The 23,079-nt window shown below is 55.4% G+C and carries 24 protein-coding genes; 11 read left to right on the top strand and 13 right to left on the bottom strand.

Features of this window, described 5'->3' with window-relative positions:
- Positions 1-11: 11 nt before the first annotated feature.
- The 4 genes from cas8c to HNR46_RS18950 all read right to left on the bottom strand — a co-directional run bounded on the left by cas8c (position 12) and on the right by HNR46_RS18950 (position 5,738).
- The gene (gene cas8c, locus HNR46_RS18965) at positions 12-1,958 is read right to left on the bottom strand and encodes a type I-C CRISPR-associated protein Cas8c/Csd1 (protein WP_184021915.1); all 1,947 of its coding nucleotides are present in this window, start codon (positions 1,956-1,958) and stop codon (positions 12-14) included.
- Positions 1,955-2,668 (bottom strand): type I-C CRISPR-associated protein Cas5c, encoded by a 714-nt coding sequence (cas5c, locus tag HNR46_RS18960; RefSeq protein ID WP_184021912.1) that lies wholly within the window; start codon positions 2,666-2,668, stop codon positions 1,955-1,957. The genes cas8c and cas5c overlap by 4 nt, the downstream gene beginning before the upstream one ends.
- A gap of 2 nt (positions 2,669-2,670) precedes the next feature.
- Positions 2,671-5,163, bottom strand: coding sequence for a CRISPR-associated helicase Cas3' (cas3, locus tag HNR46_RS18955; protein ID WP_184021910.1), 2,493 nt, complete (start codon positions 5,161-5,163; stop codon positions 2,671-2,673).
- A 254-nt stretch (positions 5,164-5,417) separates the two neighbouring features.
- Positions 5,418-5,738, bottom strand: coding sequence for a WYL domain-containing protein (locus HNR46_RS18950; RefSeq protein ID WP_184021907.1), 321 nt, complete (start codon positions 5,736-5,738; stop codon positions 5,418-5,420).
- 222 nt (positions 5,739-5,960) lie between these two features.
- On the opposite strand from HNR46_RS18950, the gene HNR46_RS21285 reads away from it, so the two are divergent.
- The 3 genes from HNR46_RS21285 (at position 5,961) to HNR46_RS18940 (ending at position 8,100) form a co-directional block, all read left to right on the top strand.
- On the top strand, positions 5,961-6,086 hold the full coding sequence (locus HNR46_RS21285) for a hypothetical protein (RefSeq protein WP_281375619.1): 126 nt from the start codon (positions 5,961-5,963) through the stop codon (positions 6,084-6,086).
- Between the two features lie 332 nt (positions 6,087-6,418).
- Entirely contained in the window at positions 6,419-6,757 is a 339-nt protein-coding gene (locus HNR46_RS18945; protein WP_184021904.1) for a plasmid mobilization protein, read from the top strand.
- Positions 6,757-8,100: a relaxase/mobilization nuclease domain-containing protein gene (locus HNR46_RS18940; protein ID WP_184021901.1), complete on the top strand. Its 1,344-nt coding sequence runs from the start codon at positions 6,757-6,759 to the stop codon at positions 8,098-8,100. The genes HNR46_RS18945 and HNR46_RS18940 overlap by 1 nt, the downstream gene beginning before the upstream one ends.
- A 258-nt stretch (positions 8,101-8,358) precedes the next feature.
- Here HNR46_RS18940 and HNR46_RS18935 read toward each other — a convergent pair whose 3' ends face one another.
- Positions 8,359-8,700, bottom strand: coding sequence for a site-specific integrase (locus HNR46_RS18935; protein WP_184021899.1), 342 nt, complete (start codon positions 8,698-8,700; stop codon positions 8,359-8,361).
- 318 nt (positions 8,701-9,018) lie between these two features.
- Between HNR46_RS18935 and HNR46_RS18930 the strand changes: the two genes are divergently transcribed.
- The 6 genes from HNR46_RS18930 to HNR46_RS18910 all read left to right on the top strand — a co-directional run bounded on the left by HNR46_RS18930 (position 9,019) and on the right by HNR46_RS18910 (position 16,105).
- The gene (locus HNR46_RS18930) at positions 9,019-10,017 is read left to right on the top strand and encodes an SDH family Clp fold serine proteinase (protein ID WP_184021897.1); all 999 of its coding nucleotides are present in this window, start codon (positions 9,019-9,021) and stop codon (positions 10,015-10,017) included.
- Positions 10,018-10,198: 181 nt separating this feature from the next.
- On the top strand, positions 10,199-10,330 hold the full coding sequence (locus HNR46_RS21590) for a hypothetical protein (RefSeq protein WP_425491711.1): 132 nt from the start codon (positions 10,199-10,201) through the stop codon (positions 10,328-10,330).
- Positions 10,331-10,358: 28 nt separating this feature from the next.
- Positions 10,359-10,694: an integrase core domain-containing protein gene (locus HNR46_RS18925; protein WP_184021894.1), complete on the top strand. Its 336-nt coding sequence runs from the start codon at positions 10,359-10,361 to the stop codon at positions 10,692-10,694.
- A 260-nt stretch (positions 10,695-10,954) separates the two neighbouring features.
- A complete protein-coding gene (locus tag HNR46_RS18920) occupies positions 10,955-14,416 on the top strand; it encodes a hypothetical protein (protein WP_184021891.1) in 3,462 nt (1,153 codons plus the stop codon).
- Positions 14,397-14,840: a response regulator transcription factor gene (locus HNR46_RS18915; RefSeq protein ID WP_184021888.1), complete on the top strand. Its 444-nt coding sequence runs from the start codon at positions 14,397-14,399 to the stop codon at positions 14,838-14,840. The genes HNR46_RS18920 and HNR46_RS18915 overlap by 20 nt, the downstream gene beginning before the upstream one ends.
- A 32-nt stretch (positions 14,841-14,872) precedes the next feature.
- Positions 14,873-16,105, top strand: a complete 1,233-nt coding sequence (locus HNR46_RS18910) for a phosphorylase family protein (RefSeq protein ID WP_184021885.1) — start codon at positions 14,873-14,875, stop codon at positions 16,103-16,105.
- A 36-nt stretch (positions 16,106-16,141) separates the two neighbouring features.
- Here the strand turns inward: HNR46_RS18910 and HNR46_RS18905 are convergent, their stop codons facing one another.
- The 8 genes from HNR46_RS18905 to HNR46_RS18870 form a co-directional block, all read right to left on the bottom strand.
- On the bottom strand, positions 16,142-17,023 hold the full coding sequence (locus HNR46_RS18905; protein ID WP_184021882.1) for a tyrosine-type recombinase/integrase: 882 nt from the start codon (positions 17,021-17,023) through the stop codon (positions 16,142-16,144).
- A 213-nt stretch (positions 17,024-17,236) separates the two neighbouring features.
- The gene (locus tag HNR46_RS18900; protein ID WP_184021879.1) at positions 17,237-17,740 is read right to left on the bottom strand and encodes a hypothetical protein; all 504 of its coding nucleotides are present in this window, start codon (positions 17,738-17,740) and stop codon (positions 17,237-17,239) included.
- Between the two features lie 40 nt (positions 17,741-17,780).
- Positions 17,781-18,137: an IS3 family transposase gene (locus HNR46_RS18895; protein WP_184021876.1), complete on the bottom strand. Its 357-nt coding sequence runs from the start codon at positions 18,135-18,137 to the stop codon at positions 17,781-17,783.
- A 32-nt stretch (positions 18,138-18,169) separates the two neighbouring features.
- Positions 18,170-18,451, bottom strand: a complete 282-nt coding sequence (locus HNR46_RS18890) for a transposase (protein WP_184021873.1) — start codon at positions 18,449-18,451, stop codon at positions 18,170-18,172.
- A gap of 354 nt (positions 18,452-18,805) precedes the next feature.
- The gene (locus HNR46_RS18885; RefSeq protein ID WP_184021870.1) at positions 18,806-19,597 is read right to left on the bottom strand and encodes a hypothetical protein; all 792 of its coding nucleotides are present in this window, start codon (positions 19,595-19,597) and stop codon (positions 18,806-18,808) included.
- Positions 19,598-19,601: 4 nt separating this feature from the next.
- The gene (locus HNR46_RS18880) at positions 19,602-19,988 is read right to left on the bottom strand and encodes a type II toxin-antitoxin system VapC family toxin (protein ID WP_184021867.1); all 387 of its coding nucleotides are present in this window, start codon (positions 19,986-19,988) and stop codon (positions 19,602-19,604) included.
- A 12-nt stretch (positions 19,989-20,000) separates the two neighbouring features.
- Positions 20,001-20,213, bottom strand: a complete 213-nt coding sequence (locus HNR46_RS18875) for an AbrB/MazE/SpoVT family DNA-binding domain-containing protein (protein WP_184021864.1) — start codon at positions 20,211-20,213, stop codon at positions 20,001-20,003.
- A gap of 405 nt (positions 20,214-20,618) precedes the next feature.
- Positions 20,619-21,812 carry an IS256 family transposase gene (locus HNR46_RS18870; protein WP_184021862.1) on the bottom strand — a complete coding sequence of 398 codons (1,194 nt, stop codon included), beginning with the start codon at positions 21,810-21,812 and terminating at the stop codon, positions 20,619-20,621.
- Between the two features lie 97 nt (positions 21,813-21,909).
- Between HNR46_RS18870 and HNR46_RS21280 the strand changes: the two genes are divergently transcribed.
- Together HNR46_RS21280 and HNR46_RS18860 are read left to right on the top strand one after the other, a co-directional pair.
- On the top strand, positions 21,910-22,116 hold the full coding sequence (locus HNR46_RS21280) for an integrase core domain-containing protein (RefSeq protein WP_184021859.1): 207 nt from the start codon (positions 21,910-21,912) through the stop codon (positions 22,114-22,116).
- A gap of 266 nt (positions 22,117-22,382) precedes the next feature.
- On the top strand, positions 22,383-22,916 hold the full coding sequence (locus HNR46_RS18860; RefSeq protein WP_221285290.1) for a hypothetical protein: 534 nt from the start codon (positions 22,383-22,385) through the stop codon (positions 22,914-22,916).
- Positions 22,917-23,079 lie beyond the last annotated feature (163 nt).

Here is a 23,079-nt window from a genome sequence, read left to right as displayed (position 1 = left end):
GTTGATTGAGATCAGGCAGGTTGTTCTTCTGAGGGTTCCTTTTTGGTGAAAAAAGCGGTTCGTTGGCAGTGGTAGGCGAGAAGGAATTCGCCCTCCAATTTGCCGTTGTCGTTGAATTCCCCGGGTTTAAAGAGATCCTTGATCTCATCGAATTCGGCATCGTAGAGGTGGAGGAGACCCGGCGCGTTGGCTTTGAGCCGACGGCGGTATGGATCGAGCGAGAGGTAGATGTTCATCCAGGTCTCGTAGGGATGGATTGCGAAACGTTGCATGAATCGCGCTGCATTCGTGTCGCGGTTCTCACCGGCGGAACGAAGCGCGGCTTGTTCCAAAACGTCTGCGACGGCGAGGAGCCTGCCATAAAGGTAGCTTCGTGTGGTTCGGTCTCGTTCGAGTGACATGGTGTGATGGTGTTGTTTGGTTTGAATTCTTTGCTTCCGGTAAAGTGCGCAGGCGATCCCCAGTGCCTTTTCCCATTCCCAATGCTCCATGCCTTGCCGGTTGGAGGCGCGCTGGATGCAACTGGAAACGAGATCCGTCGGGATGGGGCGGTTTTCGATGATGCAGGGTAGAAGACGGCGGTAGGTGGCGGATTTGAGTTTGTCGTCGAGTCTTGTTCCATAGGCGGATTGAGCGATGTCGAGTGGTGACGGGGCTCCGATGAACTTCCTGTCCTTGCCGAAATTCTGCGGCCACGCGGTTTCCTCGTGCCATTTCTCGACTCGGGCGAGGAACTCGCTGGAGGAGAGTTCCCGGTAGTAGCTGATCGCCATTCGACCTGGGGTAGCGGAATCGAGCGAAAGGAAGATGACGTCGGTGGTGTCTCCAAGGTCCGCGTGGTAACCCCCCAGCTTCTTTTTCAAGGCTAACCCGACACCCTGAGCGGTATTCGCAGGAGAAATGGTTTCGCTGCTCAGGCTCAGGCCGGAATTCAGGAATTCCTCTTCGCCGAACAAGTCCTGAGTGGAGACCAGCGCGTCTGGGATATTCTGCCCGGTAACGGCCCATGCGACGATGGCTTGGTCGCCGAAGCGCTTGCCCTGCCTTGCTATGAGCCAGCGAAGGGCGTTGTGTGCCTTCTGGGTGACATCAAAGCTGACTCCGCAAGTTTGGGTGCCGTCTGGATCGGTGAAGCGGCCCCTGAAAGTGAATCCGCTGCCGTCGTTTGCAGAGATGAGCTTAGCCTTGTCCGCAGCGTGTCTGAGTTTGGCCGGGTGCTGGATGGCGAGTGTTGTTTCCTCTCCGGTCACATAGCACAAGTCGTTGAATTCCTGAGTGCTCTTGTAGTAGTCGTTCCAACTTTGCCAAACGGACTTGTCCTGCCAAAGGTAGGGTTCCGGGTCTCCGGGAATGGCGACGGCCCAGCGGATGAATGCATCCTGAGGGCGGCTGTTGTTGGGGAGGGCGGTGAAGATGTCCGGTGGGCCAGATTCCTCATCGGTCCACTTCTCAAGAAACGAGAAATCTCCGTCGGAACCGGCATGAACAGGAATGATCGTTTGTGCGACCAGATCCCGGATCAGGCGCGATTTTTGGACATATTCGAGAACAATGCCGACCTTTGGGTGCGGGTATTTGGTCTGCCAGTCACCCAGGAGTTTAAGGTAAGCCTCATGGGGTTCCAGGGGGTGGTTGGCGAAGCCGGATGTCACCTCTCCTCCGTAAGCTACGAAGTCACCGGCGACATACTGGAGCTTGTCGCAGAGGGGATGGGTCTCAGGTTTTTTCCCCGATCTGCCTCCTGATTTCTCCGTGCAAGGAACCACGGTTTTTTGATCGGCTTTCTGCAACACACGGGCGGCGATCAGGTTCGCGTTCTGGTCGAGCGTGACTTCGATGTGTGCGTTCTGGGTGGTGTGGGAGAGGGGAAGGAGAAGTTCGTCGCTTCCTTCCTCGCGGACGCCGACGGAGCCGAGGCAATTCTCGTAGGTCCGGTAGAGTGCATCGATCCAGTTCATGCGAGTTTATGTTGGGGTTCGTCCAGTCCGACGCTCTTGGGCGGGTTGGACGTCATTTCGCGAACGAAACGACGGATCAGAGATGGGTCGTCGGGTCTGGGGAACTCGATGATGCCTTGGGCATTGACTTTGGCGCTCCAGAAACGGGCGTGGAGTTCGTCTTTGCCGATAGTGTCCGGGTAGTCGAATCCGTGGAACATGAGGCCGTAGGTGAGTTCTCCGGCTTGATGGTGATCACTGTCGCAGGAGCCGAACTCACAGGCTTCGACATAACCTTGGCACTCCCGGGTTCCGATGAAGATGTCGCGGCGTCCGCCCTTCTCGAGCATGCGCTTGGCAATGTCCCAGTGTTTGCCCTCAATCCGATCCGCCCGGAGGTCTTCCCGGTGGGGATTCCATTCGAAGTGGGCGAGAACCTGATAGCGCACGTCCGCAAGGTAGGTGTAGGTGGCCAAGGTATTACCCCCGCTGAGGTTAACCGGTTTCATGTTCTTAGCCTCGGTGCGGATGGGGGCCATGATGCGGACCTTGTCCACGATCCAGATGAAGGAGGGCTTCCAGTAAATCGATTCGGTGATGCCTTTGACGGCCTCGTAAGTGGGGATGTGGTAGCTGCACTTTTCTCCTCCCACTCGGCTCAGGGGATCGGTGAAGAGGGCGTATTTTCCCCAGACTTCGAAGGAGATGCTGTTTTTCGGTGTTTCGTGCATGGTCAGATGTTGAGGAGGTGTTGTTCGGACAAGGCTTCGAGAGTGACGCCGAGGTCGGCATGGTAGTACCGCTCGTCGAGGTAGTAGATGCCTTCGCCCGGCTGGACTTCGCGCAGGGCACCTTCCGCAGCCAGCTTTTCAATGACTTTTGGAAAGGCATTCACGGTGTATTGCTGGGCTTGTTTGTGGAGGCGGACCTGGTCGGCGAGCGTCACCTGTTCGTTGGTGTAGCTCGCGGCGAGTTTGCCGATGAGATCCGAACCGCAATGGCCGTCGGCATTGTAGGGAACAATGATTCCCTGAGTGGGGGCGTCGATCACCTGGAATGCCTGGGCGGCGGTGGAATAGGAGTGTTTGAAGAGGAGTGAGGATGCTGCGGCGTTCGATGTGCGGTTGGCTTCGTTGAGAGAGGACTGATTGAGGCTGAGCAGGTCGAGCAGGTTGCAGCTTTTGGCGAGTGGTGGCTTCCCCTTTCCGGCTTCGCAGGGGTATGACATCTCGTCGGCACGCTGGTAGAAGTAGTAGCCGTAGTACCGCTCCATTGCTCTGGCGGAGAGCAGGTCGTGGTCGAAGCGAGCCGGGTTGTCGGTGTATTCGTGAAGGATCCGGAGAGTGATCTGTTGGGCGAGTTCGATGTCCTTGAGTGACGATCCGAGTTTCTCCTCTTTGAAATTCAGGACATGAACGAATCCCATTTCCCTGTTTCCGTGTCGATTGCAGCGCCCGGCGGCCTGCACGATGGAATCGAGCCCTGCGAGCGAGCGGATGACGCAGCCGAAATCAAGATCGACACCAGCTTCGATCAGTTGGGTGCTGATGCAGAAGACTGGCTGCGGATGCTTCGGGTCCAGTTTCGCGTGGATTTGTGAAATCCGGTGCCTGCGGTGGGCGGGGCACATGTTGGTGCTCAGGTGGATGACTGGGGCATCCGGGTTCGATTTGAGAAGGTCGAACAACTGGAGGGCGCTGTTCTTGGTGTTGCAGACGATCAGGAGGCTGTGGTGACGATTTTGAAGGTCGCGGGCATAGGCCGCGACCTCTTGGTTCGACCATTCTTCAGGTCGGCAGTCGTCGATGATGGTGGTGCGCTTGAGTTTATCGAAGAGGGAGGTCTTGTTTCCGATGATTTCGTTTTCCTGGGTGAGCGGGAGCGCTCCAAGTTTCGAGTCCACGGATTGCAGAAGCGGCATGGTAGCGGTGCAGAGAACGACGGTGGTGTGGCCTTGTTGGGTGAGGAAATGGATCGCGTTGTTGAAGAGGTGGACGGTTTTGACGGGAAGCGACTGGATTTCGTCAAAGATGAGGATGGCATTGCTGAGCTGATGCATGCGCCGAGCTGTCTTTGTGCCCGCCGCGAAAAGGGAGTTCAGGAACTGGACGCTGGTGGTGAACACGACCGGGGTATCCCAGTTTTCCGAGAGGACTCGGTTTCGCCAGGTGTCTTTCTCGTCCGAAAGGTTGGAGTGGTGCTCAAGCACGGCCTCGTCTCCTAGGATGTTCCTCGCGATTTTGGCGTTCTGGTCGAGGATGGAGGTGTAGGGAAGGATGTAGATGATGCGGTCCACGCGATGAGTCTCCGGGGACGCCGCCCGGTGCAGGGCGAAGCGGAGGCTGGCAAGGGTTTTGCCGCCGCCGGTAGGAACCTGAAGCGTGAAAAGGCGGTCGGGGCGGGTGGAAGCAGCTCGGCACTCGTTAGATATCAGGGCTCTGATTTGATTGATTTCGGGTGCGGACTCGAAGGCGGCGATGTGGCTTTCGAAGCGGTTGAGAAGAGTGTTCCAATCCGGGCTGTGACCGGTGGTGCGGAACTCCGCGCTTCTCGGATTTTCGAAATCCGCGGTGCTGAGGCGATCCGCATCGAGCAGGCAACTGAAGAGGTAGCGGGTGAGCAGCGAGAATGCGTTTTGGCGCGGGACGCATTCCGAAGTGGAGCCGTTGATAGCGGTGATCGCGGACTTGAATTCCGCGACGAGTGAGGGTGAGGCGAGAAGACGGTCGATCTCCGAGCGAATGGCGGGGTTGGCTTTGTCGAGAACTTCTTGTTTGTGGGTCTTGTGACTTCCGAGGCGGATGAGGAAGGGAGATTTGCCCGTGAGGTCGATAAAGTCTTTCATGCCTGAGCGGCTGTGATGGGACATGATGACGTTGGCGAGGACTTGGGCCATGAAACAGGGAACGTTACCCGCTTTGTGAGCGCCCCAAACGTATTGTGCTCCGGAGGTCGCGTGATCGACTTTGTCCCTGCGTTTCTCGGCGGTGGATTTCGCTTCTTCGCCATTCAGGCCGGTGACGTCCCGAATGTATTGCTGGAAGGCGGATGAGTATTTTCCGAGATCGTGGAGAAGGCCAAGAAGTCGACCGCATAGTTGGAGGCCGATCACGGAAGCGAACAGACTACAAAGCTCAGCGGTTTCGGTGAGGTGTATTTCAACGGTTTGAGTCGCTCCGTCTGTTTTCCGAACGTGAGCAATGTAACAATCGCCGGACTGATTCATGGGAGGGATGCTGCCCGCAGGGGTTGGCTACGGGCGGTTGGTGGGATTTCACCGCTCAGGCTTCGGGATTGGGAGTATCCAGAGATTCGTCTGTTTCTCCGGCGCTGCCGCGGATGGTGCGGAAGGCTGCTTAGGCGGAGGTGAATTCGGGGTCGCCGGGATTTCGAAGGCAGCGGGTGATGAGGCGGTGCAAGTTAGGGATTCGATTCAGGGGGCGGCGAGATCAAACATGGCGAAAGGCGAGATGATGTTTGTCATGCCGTTCGAGCCGTTGGTTCGAGGGGCGCGGTGGTTGCGAAGGGATGAGAAAAGCGGTCGAGGCGGAAAGTGCGGTTGGCCTGGCGTGTGTGAAACCAGGCGAGGAGACAGAGGGGGGAGTGAGCTTGGTCGTGGAGTTTGCGGAAGACCATCGAATGGGTGAGCGTGCGAGGCTCTCCCGGTGTGCTGCCGCCGTGATAGCGAAGGGTGAGGTGGATTTGTTGCCGAATGGCGGGCAACAGGTGGTAGAGAAGTTGTATTTCCGTGGGGCTGGCCGGGTTTGCGACTTCGGGTTCCCAAATGGATTGGATGGGCACGCGAAGCCAGTCCGCCAGCCAGGGAGCGGTGGGATGGTAAAGGAGGGGAGATGAAGCGGGGGTCGGGGAAGATGAAGCGACAGGACATCCCAATGCGGAGAGAAGGAGTTGGAGAAAGGGGCGGCGGTTAATGGATGAGGTGGAAACGCGATGGTCGGTGGGGGAAGATGGGTGCCTGGGGAGATGGGGGAGAACATGGAGGTAGGCTGATCTTTGTGAGGCTTGGCGGATGGAATCCGCCGCCGCGAATCCCGCGCCGCGGTGGCACTGAACACCGAAATCCTTCGACTCGAAAAGGATCTCGATAAGCTTCGTGCCGACTTCGTTCAGGTGAAGGATGCACTGTAGAGCAACCTATCCAGTTCAACGACAACCCAAGCACGTAGCCCCTCCTCGGAGGGGCTTCTTCATTTTTATCCACTTCAACAGAAAGGATCACCCCCATGATCACACGACCATTTCATGGCCCCATCGGCCTGTCTCACGACCCTATAGGGTCATGCTGCTCCAACAGCTCGATTCACAGGATAGCAAGATGTGGTTTTTCGTGCCGAAAAACCACATCTTGGCAAGGAGAGCGTGCCTCCCTCCGTTGCATCCTCCCTGCAAAGGCCACGCCGGGGCGCGGGGGTCACCCGCCGGTTGACTTCCTCCTCCCCAGCGTATCGGGAGGTGTAGCCATGGCCCGACCCGTCCTGCCGACCGACCGCCACCGCGTCCACCGCATCGTCTTCCGCCTCACTCCGGCGGAGCACGCTTGTCTGTCCCGCCAGGCTCAGCAGCTCGGCCACCGCGCCAACGAACTCGCCCGCTCCCTCGTGTTGTCCTCCCTCGAAAGGCCCGAGGACGAAGCTCCGCTCGATCCCGCCCTCATCAGCGAGCTGAATTACATCGGCCACAATCTCAACCAGATCACCAAGCGGTTGCACATGACCGGGCGCTTGTCGCCGACGATCCCAGCACTATGCCGGCGTATCGAAGCCCTGATCGACGAGGCCATCGACAAGGAGGCTCGCTGATGGTCCCACGACTCGCAGCTCAGGGGTGTTCCTTCCATGGAGCCTTCCTCTACTACTTCCACGACAAGCGGGCGCAAACCAGCCAACGCGTCGCTTGGACGGAGACGATCAACATGCTCACCGACAAGGTCGAGAAAGCATGGAAGGTCATGGCCTACACCGCCAAGCATCAGGAGCGACTGAAAGAAGCCACCCGCCAGAAACGCTCCGGCGCGAAACTCAAGAATCCGGTGCTCGCCTTCTCGTTGAGCTGGCACCCGGAGCAGAAGCCGGATCGCGATGCGATGATGGAGGCCGCCCGCACCTCACTCGGCAAACTCGGGCTGGGCGACCATCAAGCCATGATCGCCTGCCACCGCGACGAGCCGCAGCCGCACATCCACGTCGTGGTCAACAAAGTCCATCCGCGCACCGGACTGGTAGCTTGTCTCAAGCACACCAAGCGCAAGCTTCAGGATTGGGCGCGGGAGTATCAGAAGAAGGAAGGCACTGATTATTGCTCGCTACGCGAAGAAAATCACCGCAAGCGAGAAGCGGGGAAGAAGACACGTTATGTCGAACCGGGTCTGAAATCCGCATGGGAGCACAGTCATGACGGCCCGAGCTTCCAGCGGCTGCTCAAGCGTCAGGGCTACGAGCTGGCTCAGGGTCGCAAGCGACTCGTTCTGGTCGACCCCTACGGCAAAAGCGGCAACCCGCTAAGAGTGCTCCAGGGTATCGCTTCCTCTAAGGACATTCACGCCCGCCTCGTTCCGCTCCAACAAGGTGCCTTGCCTAGTGTTGATGATCTCCTCGCACGGCGTGAAACCCAGTCCTTTGAAAAGAAGGAGCGCAGCCAACAGCATCAAAAACGGCGTGAGGAATCGCTGGCTTCAGCACGCGAGCGCCATCAGGAAGAGCGCCAGCGGATGGCAGATGATTTTCAGCAACGCCGATCGCGCCTCGTCGATCATCTTGAGCAAACTCATCGGCTCAAGGATAAGCGCACTGTGATCGAGTCCTACCAGCAGACCCTCAAGCATCCCGGGCTGTGGCAGTGGGTGGGGTTCAAGATCTTTCGACTGGATCGCAAGATCACCGCGAACCTCGAACGCTTAAAGGTCGAAACCCGTGAAGCCCTCAAACAGAAGCAGGAAGCCGTTGCGAAGCTGAATCGCGAACACCTGCAATCCCTTGCCCGTCTTGCGCAGCGCCATTCCCACGAAACGACCATGATCCATCGGCGCTTCGAAGAACGGAAGACCTCGACACCCAACCACCAGCGCCCACTTGAACCCAAACCAGATCCAGAACCGCAGCTGGCGTTCCAAAGGCAACGAAGCGGGCCCGAGCCGGGACGATGAAAGTGTTCAACGATACTTCGCTTTGGTTGTATTGGGTTAGTGATTGGTAGTTGCGGACCCATGCGAACCCCTCCTTGAAAATCTTGATGAAGCTTTCGCAGAGCCTGTTCTGTTGGGGCGTGTATCCTACCGGACCAACTTCAAGGACTCTTCAAGCCTGGACCTACTACGAAAGTCCAAGATCCGCGGGTTCCTTGCGGAATCATGGATCTGTTCTTCAGGTAATCCCGTTCGGGAATGGATCCGGATTCCCCTATCTCACGTCACCAGCGCATTGAGCGGACTGACCACTCCCAAGCCACTTCCCCGGTGCCCCGCGTTGGATCGCGCGGTTGTAAACGCCATCGTGAGATGATGTCGCCGCCGGATCCCTTCCGGGGCCTCGGCGCTCCCCACGGTGGCCGGGTCCACCGCTGTCTTCGAGGCCGGAAAAAGCCAGAACCATTCAAAGCTCTCCTCCCCACACCGATATTTTCGAGACAGGGCGTTGGGCATCCATACGCCCGCCAAACCCGCTTCCCGGTCTCGGCTCCACCAAGCACGCGCCTCCTCGATTTGCTGGGCCACCGCCTCCAGCAAGCTCTTCGGTAGGAGGGTCAACCGACTGATCTACAAATGGTTGAGCCGCCGCAGCCAGCGGTGCTCGATGACCTGGAAGTAGTTTGACGGTCGTCTCCCCGGCTGGGAGCTGCCGCCACCGCGAGTGGTGGAAGTGCCGCCGACTTCCGCCTTGCCGTGAACCGCATCAACTGCATGATCTAGACCAGAAACCAAAACCTAGGACAAGCGTTGCACCGGCTGCGCGTTCATCCGAGGAGCCCAGTACGGAAATTCCGCACGCCGGGATCTGCGAGGGGGGTGCCGTGCGACCGACGTCCCTACCTCAATCTCTAGAAAAAGTCGTTAACCCAGAAGAATATGGCAGCAAAGAAGAAGAACGTAGTGGCTGCGCCATCAGAAGATGAAATTGCTGCAGACCCGGGCTCTGCTACACCTAAGCAGAATAATCCAGAGTCGAAGCCACCTGACACCTCGACAAAGATCTTTCAGGCCCTTATCGACAAAGATTGGAAGGTGGCTGAAAAGGTCCTCAAAGAAGAGATACCAAATGCTCTGGTAGCACTTTGGGACAAATACGATCTTCCAGATTACAATCCTCTTCTGTTTCTTGACCAATCAAATCAGGTGAGCGAAGATCACGCTGACCAGATCTATTCTTCTCTGTGCTCCTTCAATGATCCACACAATATCCTCCTTGTAGTTGGCAGCCGAGGAGGTCGAATCGAGCCGGCCTACCTCATCAGTAAGAATTGCAAAGCTGTCGCTAAGGAGAAGTTTGTCGTAGTCATTCCACGCCGTGCAAAATCGGCTGCAACGCTAATAACCTTGGGCGCGGATGAGATTCACATGGGCTCAATGAGCGAGCTGGGGCCGATTGATCCTCAACTGGGGCACATTCCGGCACTTTCGCTCACCAACGCTCTTACCACCATTGCTAAGATGGTCGGCGAACATCCGGGAAGCGCTGAGATGTTTGCCCAATATTTGAAAGGTCAGCTCGATCTTGGCATCCTTGGATACTTCGAACGAATCAATGAGTCCGCCACTCAGTACGCCTCGAGGCTCCTCCAAGGGAAGACGTTGGGTGGAGGTCACACGCCGGAAGGTCTAGCTGACCATCTCGTAAATCACTACAAGGATCATAGCTTCGTGATCGATAAAGACGAGGCGCTCGAACTATTTGGGAGCTCGATTCTGAAAACAGGTTCACAGGAATACCTCTTTGCTAATGAGGTTGACCAGCAGCTTCGTTTTGTGTCTCGGCTTGCAAAGGTATTTCATAATAAGGTGGTTACATATGTTGGTTGCTTCGAGAATTGCGTTCGAATCAGAGAAGCCACCGACTCTGATTCATAAACCAAAGCGAACAAGGCGGTGCTCGTAACACCTGCCCCTCCGCGAGTTGAAGTGGTCCCCCAAGACGGAGCTAGGGAGCTTGTTATGATGCGGTAGGGTTCGGGTGGCGCAGCCAACAGAACCACCGTGAAACGAAAAAGAAGTACCCCAGCTCGGCATCAACCGCAACTTCCTCGAGACGGTGCAACGTGTGAGCGAAGAGGATCGCACGATCATGGGCTGGCACAGCCGAGCAGTCCTTTCGTGGCGGATCTCCAACACGGCCGACACCCGGTTCTGCCTGGAGGCACTTGGTGAAGCGGTGAAGCGGTGAAGCGGTGAAGCGGTGAAGCGGTGAAGCGGTGAAGGTAGCCGGTCGCGCACCGGACATCTTCAACACCGACCAGGGCTGTCAGTTCACCAGCCGTGCATTGATCGCCGCGGTCGAGGAAACGGGCGCACGCGTTAGCATGGACGGCAAGGGCCGTTGGATGGACAACGTCTTCATCGAGCGGCTGTGGCGCAGCCTCAAATGCGAAGACATCTACCTGAAGGACTATTGCAACCTCGTGGAGCTTGAGGCCGGAGTGTCACGCTGGATGGCCGACTTCAACCGTGAGCGAATCCATCAGCACCACGACTACGCCACACCATGGTCGGTCTACCGGCCGCAACCCGGGCTTGCCGAGGCGGCCTGATCCGCTGACAACCCGCTGCGGAAAGTTGCCCACAGGAACCCGCCGCTCCGACGAGCGACGACCCGGCCCATTCTCGTGCCGGAACCCGATGGACAACTTTCCTCCAAGGGCGGAAGCAACCAAAACCGACAACACCAGCCATTCGACCCACCACACCATAACGATACCCCGCCCGGATCTGGCTCCGCTCAGGGGACCACTTCAAAGCCCAGCCAAATCCTTGCCCCCCAACTCCCTCCTTGCTAATTCTCAACCCAGAAATGAAACGGAGGGCACGTAATAAAGCGGTGGAGCGCCAAGCAGTGTTCAATCTGGTCACAGAGGCCCAAAAGCTGGACTCGCCACCAACAGCACAAGCGGTTCTACGCCGACTCGCTATGAGCCCATATTCGAAGGCCGCATTCGGCGTCGTTCGCCCCCTCAACTTCACCGATATTGAAGCAAAGTCGATTCCTTTACTCTCTCCTACTTGGGAAGACGAATGCCGCTGGCAGCTCTCGCTCTTTCAACATGCCTCAGAATACCTCAATTCCTTTCTCGAAGCCGAAGACGGACTCAACAAGGACTTCCTTCAGGGCCGAATCGCTGAAACACCAGAACAAATTCAGAGCCTGTCCAAACCGTTCGGTGCTAGCCTTTGGGCTATTGGTCGGCTCTTCACATGGGCTGCACTCTCCGGTGGAGCTGAGAAAGTGGTCCATGAGCTTGGCCGTGTGGTATCGGTAAAGGGACGCCCTCTCCAGACGTTTATCACCCAATGGCTCGGATTGCGCAGCGACCGCACTCAACCCGCAAGTGCGCTGCCAAAACGATTGGAGGAACTGTTCAGTAAGAAGGATGGCATTGAGGGCATTTACAGCTTTACGAAGGGAATCCTCCTCAACAATGACACCGGTTCCTTTACCAAAGTATTCGATACCTTCCACAGCCTCAATCGATTTCCACTAATCGACAGATACCTCTTTATCAGAAGGTTGCTTTTCTCAATCCTCCACCGTGAACAGAAATTACCCGAAGGCCTAACGTCGACAATCCTAGGAATCGCGGAATCGATCAACGATCCATTTTTTAAGAATCTAAGCAGTTTCGTGCTTGGAGGTGCTCCACCAGCCCTGAAGAACCCATCAGTTACCTTGCTCGATCAGTATACTCTCGGGCACTACGATTCCTCCATGGAGGGCGCGTTAGAATTGGTTGTCGAGCATCCTGGCGATCTTCTTTATTACCTCCTCGCAGCAAAATCTGCCTCGATACTAAAGACCGATGTTCTGGACGCGCTCGAGGGAAGAATCCCCCAAGACTCGGTGTCTGCCATTCTGTTAAAGAAGCTGCAAACTCTCTACTCAAGCGCATCAGCTGAAACCTCTACGAAAGCCGAGCTAGATCGCCTCGTTCTCGATCTTGATTGTCCGAGCCTCGGCTTTGGGATCGCAGACATTGTATCAGACGTTCCTCAACTCCTTGGAGGAGAGAACCGCCCCGCGTGGGCACTCTTCAGCCGAGATGCAAACCCTTTGCTTCTTGAGCGTTTTCAAGTCGCTCTTCCTTCCGCCGATCTTCAGTCAGTTTACTCGAGCACTTCACCCACGATTGCACTCTACACCAAAAAGACCGATGAGAACGCAGAAGGACTAGAGCGCCAACTTTCCCTCATCCCCACCGAACGTCTAGCCAGAATTAAGGCGCAGGCGCTATACAGGGAGCGCAGACTCGAGGAAGCGACAAATGCACTTGAACCGATGCATGAGGGCGACGATTTTCGAAGCGCCCATTGCACCCCTAGAGACCGCCTCCTTTTGAAGTATCTTCTGATTGACGCATTACAGAAAACCTCACGGCTGGATGAAGCTCTTGATTTATGTGTAACCTCGTGCCTCCACGACAGAATCACCTTTTCCGACCTTCCAATCGAAGAAATCTTGATTAAGGTCGATTTCAGCAAGAGCCCCGCAGTTCTAGGAAGCCCTTCAAGAACCATCCTTATGGCGGAATATGGATATGAAGCCCAAGCCGTCCACTCCTCACTAAACAGCTATCTTCACATCAGGGGTGTTACTAAACCGAGCGATCTCCTATCAGATGAAACTAGTGACGCCGACGTGCTCCTCTTGAGTCACTGCACCCGTCAAGTGCTGGCCTTCTCTCTCGCATTCACAAACACATCAGAAATCAATCAAGAACGGATCACGTTGTGCGAAGCGCTTGAGGCATCGACACTAAACAAAAGACGAAAAGCACAAATTGGTTCCGAGCTTGAAGAAATGATGGGAGAGTTGTTTCTCGAGCGAGCAACGGAAGAAGTTGATGCGAGCAAAATATACATTGATATTGAATCGTTAAAGGAAATAATGCTCCACGACTGTGCGGACATATTTGCTAGAATTCAAACATATCGATCAGTCAAAGTAAGGCTCTACAAAGTAGCGGATCTTCTTGATGAGGCAGAGGTCAGCCAGAAAAAGGAGCTAGAAAGTGTGCAATACCTCACTTCTATTCACGTCGACGCAGCATCATCTGAATTCGCGAACCTCTTCTCTCAGCTGCGCGAAGAGTATCTCTGGAATCGCAACCATGGCCTCAATCCGAACCTAAGCATGACACTCCGTCATGGAACACTTCTTGGTCAAATCAGAAAGCCCTTTCAGGATTGCAGGCTTGTCACGGAGCTCGAACACTCTAGCAACAAATACAAAGATAACGAACACTGGAAGAATGAGCTTTCGCTTGATGCTAATTCCTACAAAGAGCTGAACGAAGCATTTTCTAACCTCGCAGAGAATGTTGATCTAAAGTGTGAAGATATCCGGCAGCTCTATATTCAGATTAAGAAGGATAGCCTACAGAAGCCGGAACTCGCACTCTTCGACTTCAATTTTGAGGAGGAAGAGGTCCAGGCGCTTTGGGAGGAAGAATCACCAAACAAGGAGAAACCTCATGAACTGATAGACATCGCGCTCGACAAGCTGAACCAGCGCCTCTCGGAATGCTTGCTGTCAGTTCGTAATTTTTTCGAGAGCGACATTAGCAACCAACTTCTTTCTTACCTTTCCGACTTCGAAGTTTCGTTGTCGAAGATCGCGCTTATCGAACATGACTCAAAGACTTTACTGCGCGAGTTAGCAAGGTGTCGAACTGAGGTCCAAGATTCAATGAAGTTGATCGCATCCTGGTTTACAATACAGGAGGGAAGCCGAATACCTCAATTCACCTTCGAGCAACTCTTCAACTTCAGTTGCGAGCAACTTCAGCGGGTGAGCCCTAGACATATTAAGGAGTTCGAGATTGTGACTAACGACACTCTTCAGATCGACGGCCGTCACTTCTCAATCCTTTTTCACCTCCTCTACATTCTCCTAAGCAACGCGCTCCGCCACTCTCATCTGCCCGCTGACGAACTTGTGATCTTCCTCGACACGTCGCAGGACGATACGACCACAGTGATTAAGGTGAGAAACCTCCTCGCGGAAGGAATCGATGCGAACCAGCTAGCGGAACACGTAGCATCAGAGATTTGCGCAAAAGCGACCGACGCTGCTGGCGAACTAGTTTCAAAAGAGGGCGGAACGGGCTTTGCCAAGATTTGGAGAATTTTGCGTATCGACCTAGATAGCGATGAAGCATCGCTATCGTGCACAGCGCCCGCCAAGGACGAAATCTGTCTTCAGGTCACAATTCCAACTAAATCTCTAACTGCCCATCAGGATGAGCATACTACTAATTGAAGACGATCAAAATAAAGTCGATCGCGTTTGCGATTTTCTCAAGCAATCTATTGCTGGATTGGACGTCGATCTCGCGGGCTCGTTCAATAGTGGAATAAGAAGTCTGCTTTCAAAAGATTATGAAGCTCTCATACTCGACATGACTCTTCCCATGGTTGACATATCGACAAAGGACCCTTCCGGATACAAGCGTGAGCACTTTGGTGGTCGACTGGTACTCCGCGAAATGAAACTTAGAGACGTAAATACGCCCACGATTGTACTAACACAGTTTGATCAATTTGGCGATGGACCAGAAGAAATGACCCTAGAGCAGCTCGACGGTGAGTTGGCTGAGTCGTTTCCATTTTATAAAGGTTCAATATTCTATAGTGCATCACACGACACGTGGGCAGCTCCACTGCTTGGTTTCTTGAATAGCTGACGAACTGAGAAAAATTCACATAGATTTCATCAATGATAATAGGAATAGTTGAGGACAATCTAGAGAAGGCTGAATCACTTAGGAAGTTTTTGGAGGAAAAATGCCTTTCCGCTGAGGATTCCCACGTCACCTGGTCATGCATTTTGGATGCACTTGCCGGACTGATGACCAGATCGGTCGATTTACTGATACTGGATATCGTTTTGCCCTTGCGCAACGGTGACAACGAACCCTTACAAGACGGTGGCTCTGTTCTGCTCACGGAGATCCATTCCAGGGAGTCGATTAAGAGACCTCGATTCATACTTGGTTTGACGGAGTACCAAGCGGTAGCCGTTAAGACATCAGACGTATTCAACGATTTCAACTGGCACTTGGTGGAGTATAGTTCTGCCAACGACCGCTGGAAGCACCGTGTCAGTCTTGCAGTTGAGCACCTTCGGGCACGGAGAGACGCCGATAAATCACGAGAGCATCTTGTTGACTTTGCGATAATTACCGCACTTTCGGATCCGGAATTTCGGCAGGTAATGCAGGTGTTTCCAGAACTCGATGCACTAGCCACATGTAGATACTCTCCGACTTGGCATCATGGGTCCGTCGAGACCAACAACGGCAATCGCACGATCGTTGCGGCGAGCGCGGGTTCCATGGGCAGCGCTTCAGCAGCAATTCTGACTCAGCGCATTATCAGCGAATATAGACCAAAGGTGATATTATTGCTGGGTATAGCAGCTGGCAGCCGGGGAGAGGTCATAATTGGGGACGTTGTATTTGGGAACTATGTCTTCACGCACGACTCTGGAAAGAGGAAGCTTAAGGGCGATGAAGTCGTCTTCGAGCCTTCACCCCACCCCCTCAACGTCGATCTAGGGACTGCAGCAAGGGTAGCCGAGCCCGGGCAAGCTGCCGAGATCATGTGTGAAGCTGTCCACGCTTGGCCCGCTCCGGTTCCAGACGGGAGACTTAAGCTTCGTGTCGGGCCTGTCGCCTGCGGCAACCAAGTCATCGCAACAGCGGACGTCATGAAGGAGCTCGCAGCGAGGCAAGACAGAAAGTTGCTTGCGCTGGATATGGAGTCCCACGGGGTAATTCTCACCTGCGAGTCTGAGAGCGAGCCAAAACCGCGAGGCTTTGTTTTGAAGGGCATTTGTGACTATGCAGACGAGTCTAAAGCCGACGATTTTCAGCCGTTCGCCGCATTTATGAGCGCCATGGTAGCCCGTAAGCTAGTCGAGAGAGGGCTACTTGAGGCTTCGGGCTAGTTCTCAGCGTCCAACCTATGCCAGGGTAAATAGGGATCATTCATAGGGCTGGCAGATCGCTTGAACTGCCTCCCTCAAGGCACACGGCAACCGATCCCAGCACTCGATGATCTTCTCCAATTTAGGACAGGTTGGGCCGAGAGATTGTGGACCTATGTGTGGACATGGCGGTGTCGGATTTTCGCAAGTTAAATAAAGTGAGCGCTTTACGCTGTCCGAGTCCGCGGGTTCGAATCCCGCCACCCCGACCATCATTCGTTTCGTGTCACAAGGGGACAGATTGAAAGTAATCGTCTCATTGCCAGCGACTGATAGAGGGTTTTTGATGAGGTTTTCTGTGCCGATCTGAGACAGATTTTGCCCCGCAGAGACTCGGTTTTGTGGACCTATTTGTGGACCACGTCGAGACGGTTTCCCGTCCTCAAACCAGTCCAGCGAATTCACCGCTTCGAAGGTTGGAAGCTGGTTGACGTCGGTGTAGAGGTTTGCCGTCAATCGAGGATCACTATGGCGCATCAATTCCTGAGCACGCCGCTGTGAAACTCCTTTGCGGGCCAGGCGGGTCGCGAATGTGTAGCGAAAGGAGTGGAAGTCGAGCTTCCGGCCGGTGCCATCGATGGCGGGAATCCCCGCTTCCTTGAGGTGTCGCCTGAACCGACGGTCCGGATGGGCATACTGAGGAAAAATGAGATCGGAGTTTCGTGCTCCATTTGCAGTGATCTGCAAGCAATTTCGTAACTTCGAGTGGAGAGGCACGACGGCTTCCCTACGGTTCTTCGAGCGGATCGCGGGAATGACGATGCGTGGGCGCTCATCCTCGCCGAGATGGACCTCCGACCAGACGATGCCGAGAAGCTCACCAAGGCGCAGCCCGGTGTAGATCGCCATGATGTAGAGCAGACGGTAGTCCTCGGACACGGCCAGCTGCGGAAAGTTGCCCACAGGAACCCGCCGCTCCGACGAGCGACGTCCCGGCCCATTCTCGCGCCGGAACCCGATGGACCACTTTCGTCCAAGGGCGGAAGCAACCAAAACCGACAACACCAGCCATCCGACCCACCACACCATAACGATAACCCGCCCGGACCTGGCTCCGCTCAGGGGACCACTTCAGAGCAACAGCGACCCAATTCACGGAACGCGAATTGGAATGGTGACAAAGGTCGAACTACAATTTTCTTGATTGAAATTTGCCATCATGATCGCAACAATCGCTACAAGATCACGCTCTTTCAAGTCGAGTATTTTTTGTCCGCCATCAGGAAACAAAAACGCACCCGATCCACTTATTACAACCATCGTGTCCACCTGAAATTGTTGTCTTGGCAAGAGAATGTTTCCTGAGAAGGCTGTAGAATTAAAGGACTTATACTCTACCCCAAAATCTATTTCTCCATCGGGACTTCGCATCCCGAATCGTATTCCTCCCATCTTGGGATCAGGTATTATTACATGCATTGACTCATTAAAAGTGACATTAGTAATCGCAAACTTTAACGAGTAAACACCAACACCAAGATCGGTGATTGCACATTCCACTTTGATGCGTTCCTCACTATCATTCGTGGCATTATCCTCTTCAGCAACTACGACAACAGCGGACCAAACCCACATCAATATCATCAAAGCCTTCATATTATCCAAGAAAGATTATTTCGTCCAATTTAGGGGAGTCTTAAAGCAGTTCGAAATCCCATAATCGACGTATTTTTTGAATTTCTGGCACATCTAGATTGCGGTGGTTCCTGTCCGGCACGCTCGTGCGCGGCTTCGGCACCACGGCGGCGAGCCCCATGATCCGCATAAGCCGGCGCACCCGCTTGCGGCCAACCTTCCAGCCGCGCTTGCGCAGCTCCACGACCAGCTTGCGGGCGCCGTAAACGGGCCAGCGGACGTGCAACTCATCGAGAGCACGCATGATCGCACGGTCCTCTTTGCTGATACGTTCCGCCGTTTCGTGGCGGTTGCGGTTGATGCCGAGCATGGCGGACTGCTTGCGGATGCTGAGCTGAGGATGGTTCTTTTCGATCATGGCTTTTCATTGAGATCGATCCCCAGTTCCCCTCACTTTTTTTTGAGGAACTCCTTTTCGATGGCCAACTGGCCAACCTTACGCTCGAGGCGCGACAGGTTGCGCTCGGATTTTTCCCTCTCGTCGCGACCGGACTTGGCCGAGGCGAAGACTTCCGGCAGGCGCTCCTGGGGCTCCTTCTTCCACTGGCTAACCTGCACTGGATGAATGCCCTCGTCCTGCGCGATTTGATTGATGGTCTTGATGCCCTTGAGTGCCTCAAGGGCCACCCGCGCCTTGAACTCGGCGCTGTGCGTTCTTCTTTTTCGTTTCACGGTGGTTCGGTTGGCTGCGCCCCCCGAACCCTACCCCATCATAACAGGCTCCCTGGCTCCGTCTTGAGGGACCACTTCACTGATAGAGGAAGCCCCTGTGAACGGCTTCAATGACTCTGAGTTGGTTTGGATCCAAAAGGGGAGAAGCGGGCATGGCCTGGGAAATCGCGGAACGACGGGAAAGAAAAAGTGTGGTCGCCTTTAGGAGTAGCCCGGCGGAATTGCCAAGAGGTGTTGCTTGGCTCCGACTCGGGTTTTGGGTCATCTCGAATGGCCTTTACGCTTTAGCAGGCTTCAACCCGAAATCTCTGGATTTGTCCCGGCGGCGAATCGGGGGAAGCTCACACGACCATGTCACTCCCGCTTAAGATTCCAGTCTTGTAAGACGCTTGCGACGCCTCCAAGGGCCTTCGCTGCCGCGTCGATTAGCTCAACAGCTTGATGGACGGGAGGTTTGGATCGATCAATGCCGATCAATCTGTATGCGGCTTCAGCCGCGTTTTGGCCCGGAAGATGGGCATCGGTCAGACGCAAATCGTAGGTGCCAACCAGCGGCCCCATAAGGGTCCTCGCCTTGTCTTTTCCGATCTTTGAGGCCACGAGGTTCTCCACGGCCTTATTTCCTTTCAACGAGGAGACACCTTTCGGAAGAGGCGCAACCGTGGTGCAGAGCCCGGCATCGAATGAATCGGCCGTGATTCTGGCGATGTCTTTCGCTAGCGCACCAAGTCCAATGTAGTCCGTGCCGCGAAACCTATGACAAGTATCCGCGATAGCGTCGAAATCCGGATGCACCCGTAGGATGGAACTTCCGAAAGCAGACTCAGATGCGAGATGGATTCGCTCTACCACTTCCTTGAGTTCGTCTTCTGGCGACTTGCTGTTGATCGGCCTCCCCCTCACTTGAATCGTAAATTGCTCCAAGTTAAGTTTTTCCTCGGGCGTAACCCCGTTGCCCACCCAAATTTGTTGCTGCCAATCGGGGAGGTTCGCCATGTCTTCGGCAAAAACGGTCAAGAGCCCCAAGGGATTAACACCGAAAAGCACCGGCCCGGAATTTGAGCAATCAATTAGACCGACTTCATGTCCCGACCACCTCAAAGCGCTGCCGGGAAAATCCAAGAGATCTCGGATACCGTCGGACATCGGGCTATTTCGTGGCTTTAGGGAAGTATTTGACGTGGGGCAGACCTTTGAAGTCGTCGTCCTGGGTCCAGACCGTGGCTTTGTGGGCGAGGGCGGTGGCGTAGATGATGGAATCGGCGAGCGGGAGCTTGTGCTTGATGAAGAGGTCGGCTGCGTGGGTGGCAATGCCTGGGTCCAAGGAGATAACGATTCCCGAAAGCATGGCGTCGGTGACCGCTTGGGCCTTCTCCTCCGTTCTTTGCTTGAGGACGACCTTGCGGACTTCGGTGATGACGATTGCGGGGACGATCAGGTCGGGCAGCTTGCGGAGGATTGGGGCGAAGTGGCGGGTGTTGGGGCCGTTATCGAGGCACTCGATCCATGCGGATCTGTCGAGAAGGTGGGAGGGCATGGTGCTTGCGGATCAGATTTCGCGATCCTTTTCCCGTTCGAACACGAGTGGCTCGGATTCGCGGAGAAAACCGATGAGTTGGTCGGCAGTCAGGATGGGGCGGACTTCGATCTTGCCGTCCTTCTCGACGAGCTGGAGGCGTTGGCCGGGTTTGAGATTCATGGATTTTCGGATTTCTTTGGGGATGACAATTTGAAATTTGGGTGACAAAAGGGCTGTGGTCATACGAAATAAAAATGGACTACAAATGGAAATCTGTCACGCGGATTCACAAAGAGTCGGTAGGGAGGCCGCCAGGCGCTCGAAGGCGTCTGAAACCGGTTTGGCGAGGGTGGCCGTCCTCGGGTTGGTCGAAGATGGCGAAGGAGTGGAAATCGGACTTGGTCCCAATGAAGCGCAGCGGAGCGACCGAGTCGCCAAGCGCCCTCATCACCGCCCGCGCCCGGCAGAATCGGGGCAGGGCGGCTTCGAGGTGGGTGGGGGCGTCTGACAGGGGATGTCCCTCAGATTGTTAGAATCGGTGGCAGCCGGTCGAGTTGAGGTTCATCGGTTGGTGGCTTCCTGACTAGCTTGCTCCTGCCCCGCGCTTTCGCTCGGAGCGCAGGACGAGGGTGCGGCGTCTGTCGCGTCCTAGGACGGAGCGCAGAGCGATAGCGCGGATGCCAAACGGGGGAGGTCACCCGCATGCCGCACCTTGCGGAAGCCCGCCTCGGCCCACAGCAGCCCCGTGGCCATCCAGCGCGGAATCATGTCGGCCTTCTGGTTCCAGCGCTTCACGTTGCCGTTCTGGGCACGCCAGTTGCGAATCAAGTTCTCGATGAGGTTCGTGCTCAGAAACGTGGTGTTGAGCGTCGCGGGCACATCAAGATGATGAAAGGCCAGCAGGGCTCCACTCCTCTCCTTGAGCGCCACCGCCACTGCGGCGTTGCGCTCGCTCACGAACTCCAACAGCTCGTCGAAGGCTTCTTCCCCCGCTTGCCGCCCTTGGGCTTCCCGCAGCGTTTTTAAGAGCCGGTCGATGTCAGCCCGGTCGCGTTGCCGGACTTTCTCACGCAGGTTTGATTGCGCATGGACCAGGCATTCCTGGCGCACCGAGTCCGGCCAGCGCCGCGACACCGCCTTCTCGATCGCCGCGCTCCCGTCCCGCAGCACCAACAGCCGGCGGCCGGATCCCGGAGCGAAGCCCCGCTTTTCCAAGCCGTCGAGCAGCGACGCCACCACTGCGGGGCTCTCCGAGGTGCCAACCTCGAAATCCAGCACCCGCTTATTCCCCTCCGCATCGATGCCCACGGCAATGACCACGCACAGCTCGCGCGTCAGCCACACGCCGTCGATCAGCAAGGCCAGCCAGTCGGCGTCGTCGAGCCGGCGACCCCGCAACAGGGCGAGTTGCTCCCGGCTTTTCTCAACCCACATGCGCGACGCCTCGCTTTTGCTCACCGCTCCATACATCGCACGCTCCACCCCGCGCACAGGCATGCCTTGGGCCACCGCCGCAACGACCTGATCGAACATCCCCTGCGGGCTCGAAGCCGCCTCGTAGGTCGCCAAATGCACCTCGCCATCGGTCTCGTGAGGCACCCGAGGGCGCCGGATTGCCTCCTTCTCTCCGTCGAGGAAAGCCACGCCACGCTCGGAACCGGCACGGTGGCATGCATCCTTCGGGTCCGGCCGGTAACGCGGTCCGCACAGGGCTTCAACCTCCTCGGCCATCGCTTCAAGCAGACCGAGACGGACAACTCCCTTCATCATTTCGCGGAACCATTCCGCAGCTTCGCGCTCTCCGCCTTGCAGGAACGCCTCCTTCAGTTTTTCGTGGTTCACGGTGGTTGGTTGGTTTTGGATTAGCAACGCCACGCTGACGCGTGGCGCCAACCAGCCACCACCTCATTCTAACGATTCATGGGACGCTTCCCGTTGGATGGACAACGTCTTCATCGAGCGGCTGTGGCGCAGCCTCAAATGCGAAGACATCTACCTGAAGGACTATTACAACCTGTTGGAGCTGGAGGGCGGAGTGTCACGCTGGATCGCCGACGACAACCGAGAGCGAATCCATCAGCACCACGACTACGTCACACCATGGTCGGTCTACCGGTCGCAACCTGGGCTTGCCGAGGCGGCCTGATCCGACGACAACCCACTGCGGAAAGTTGCCTACAGGAACCCGCCGCTCCGACGAGCGACATCCCAGCTCATTCTCGCGCGGAACCCGATGGACAACTTTCCTCCAAGGGCGGAAGCAACCAAAACCGACAACGCCAGCCATCCGACCCACCACACCATAACGATACCGCGCCCGGCCGTGGCTCCACTCAGGGGACCACTTCATTGGGCTAGCAAAACCACCCAATAAAAAAATTTATGGCAGCTAAACACACTCTGCTTGTTTTCGTGACGACTATCTTGGTGAGTTCTGTTAGGGCGGGCGAGGATGGCGATGGACGAACATATGGAGAAGGAGGGGTGATAGTTATACGGGCTCCAATTTCCCCAAGTAAAGAACGCTGGGGTGATCGGGTAATGCGGCAATATAAAATCTCCGCGTCATCAAACAATGATGGAGATTTAGTTGCTATCTCCATTCTGGATCCGTCTGGCAAGGCTGAAATTGAGGACAGGATATTTGCACAAGCTATTCGGAATGCAGCTTCTCATTGGATTTTTCCAGCAATTGAGGGTGGTGATGGCATGGCGCATCGTCAATGGTCGATCGAGTGCAAATTTGAGAAGCTTGAGCACATGGCAAACATTGAAATGAAAGATATTGCAAGTGATTTATTCTATTTTCGGTCAAGGGTGAAGTATCAAGATCTAGCAGAAACGGAAGATCTGATAAAGAAAGTGCTAAAATTGGATCCGGAGAGTCTCTTTGGGCTACATGAGACGGTTCTACCGGAGGTATTACCGGATTTACCCTTTCGTTGACTGGTGCAACACTGCACGAGGAAAGTCTAAATCGTAACCCATTGTTTGTGAGTTAATTAGGCCCTTTTCCAAAAGTCTTTTCCGAAAAGGGTGAGGAAAGACTTGTACGACTGTTTGAAATGGACGACCCTGCGGGATCGGCCGTTCCCGACAGCTTCCGAAT

Origin of the sequence: Haloferula luteola (assembly GCF_014201715.1) — a bacterium.
GTDB classification, from domain to species: domain Bacteria; phylum Verrucomicrobiota; class Verrucomicrobiia; order Verrucomicrobiales; family Akkermansiaceae; genus Haloferula; species Haloferula luteola.
This window is presented reverse-complemented; position numbering and strand designations above follow the sequence as displayed.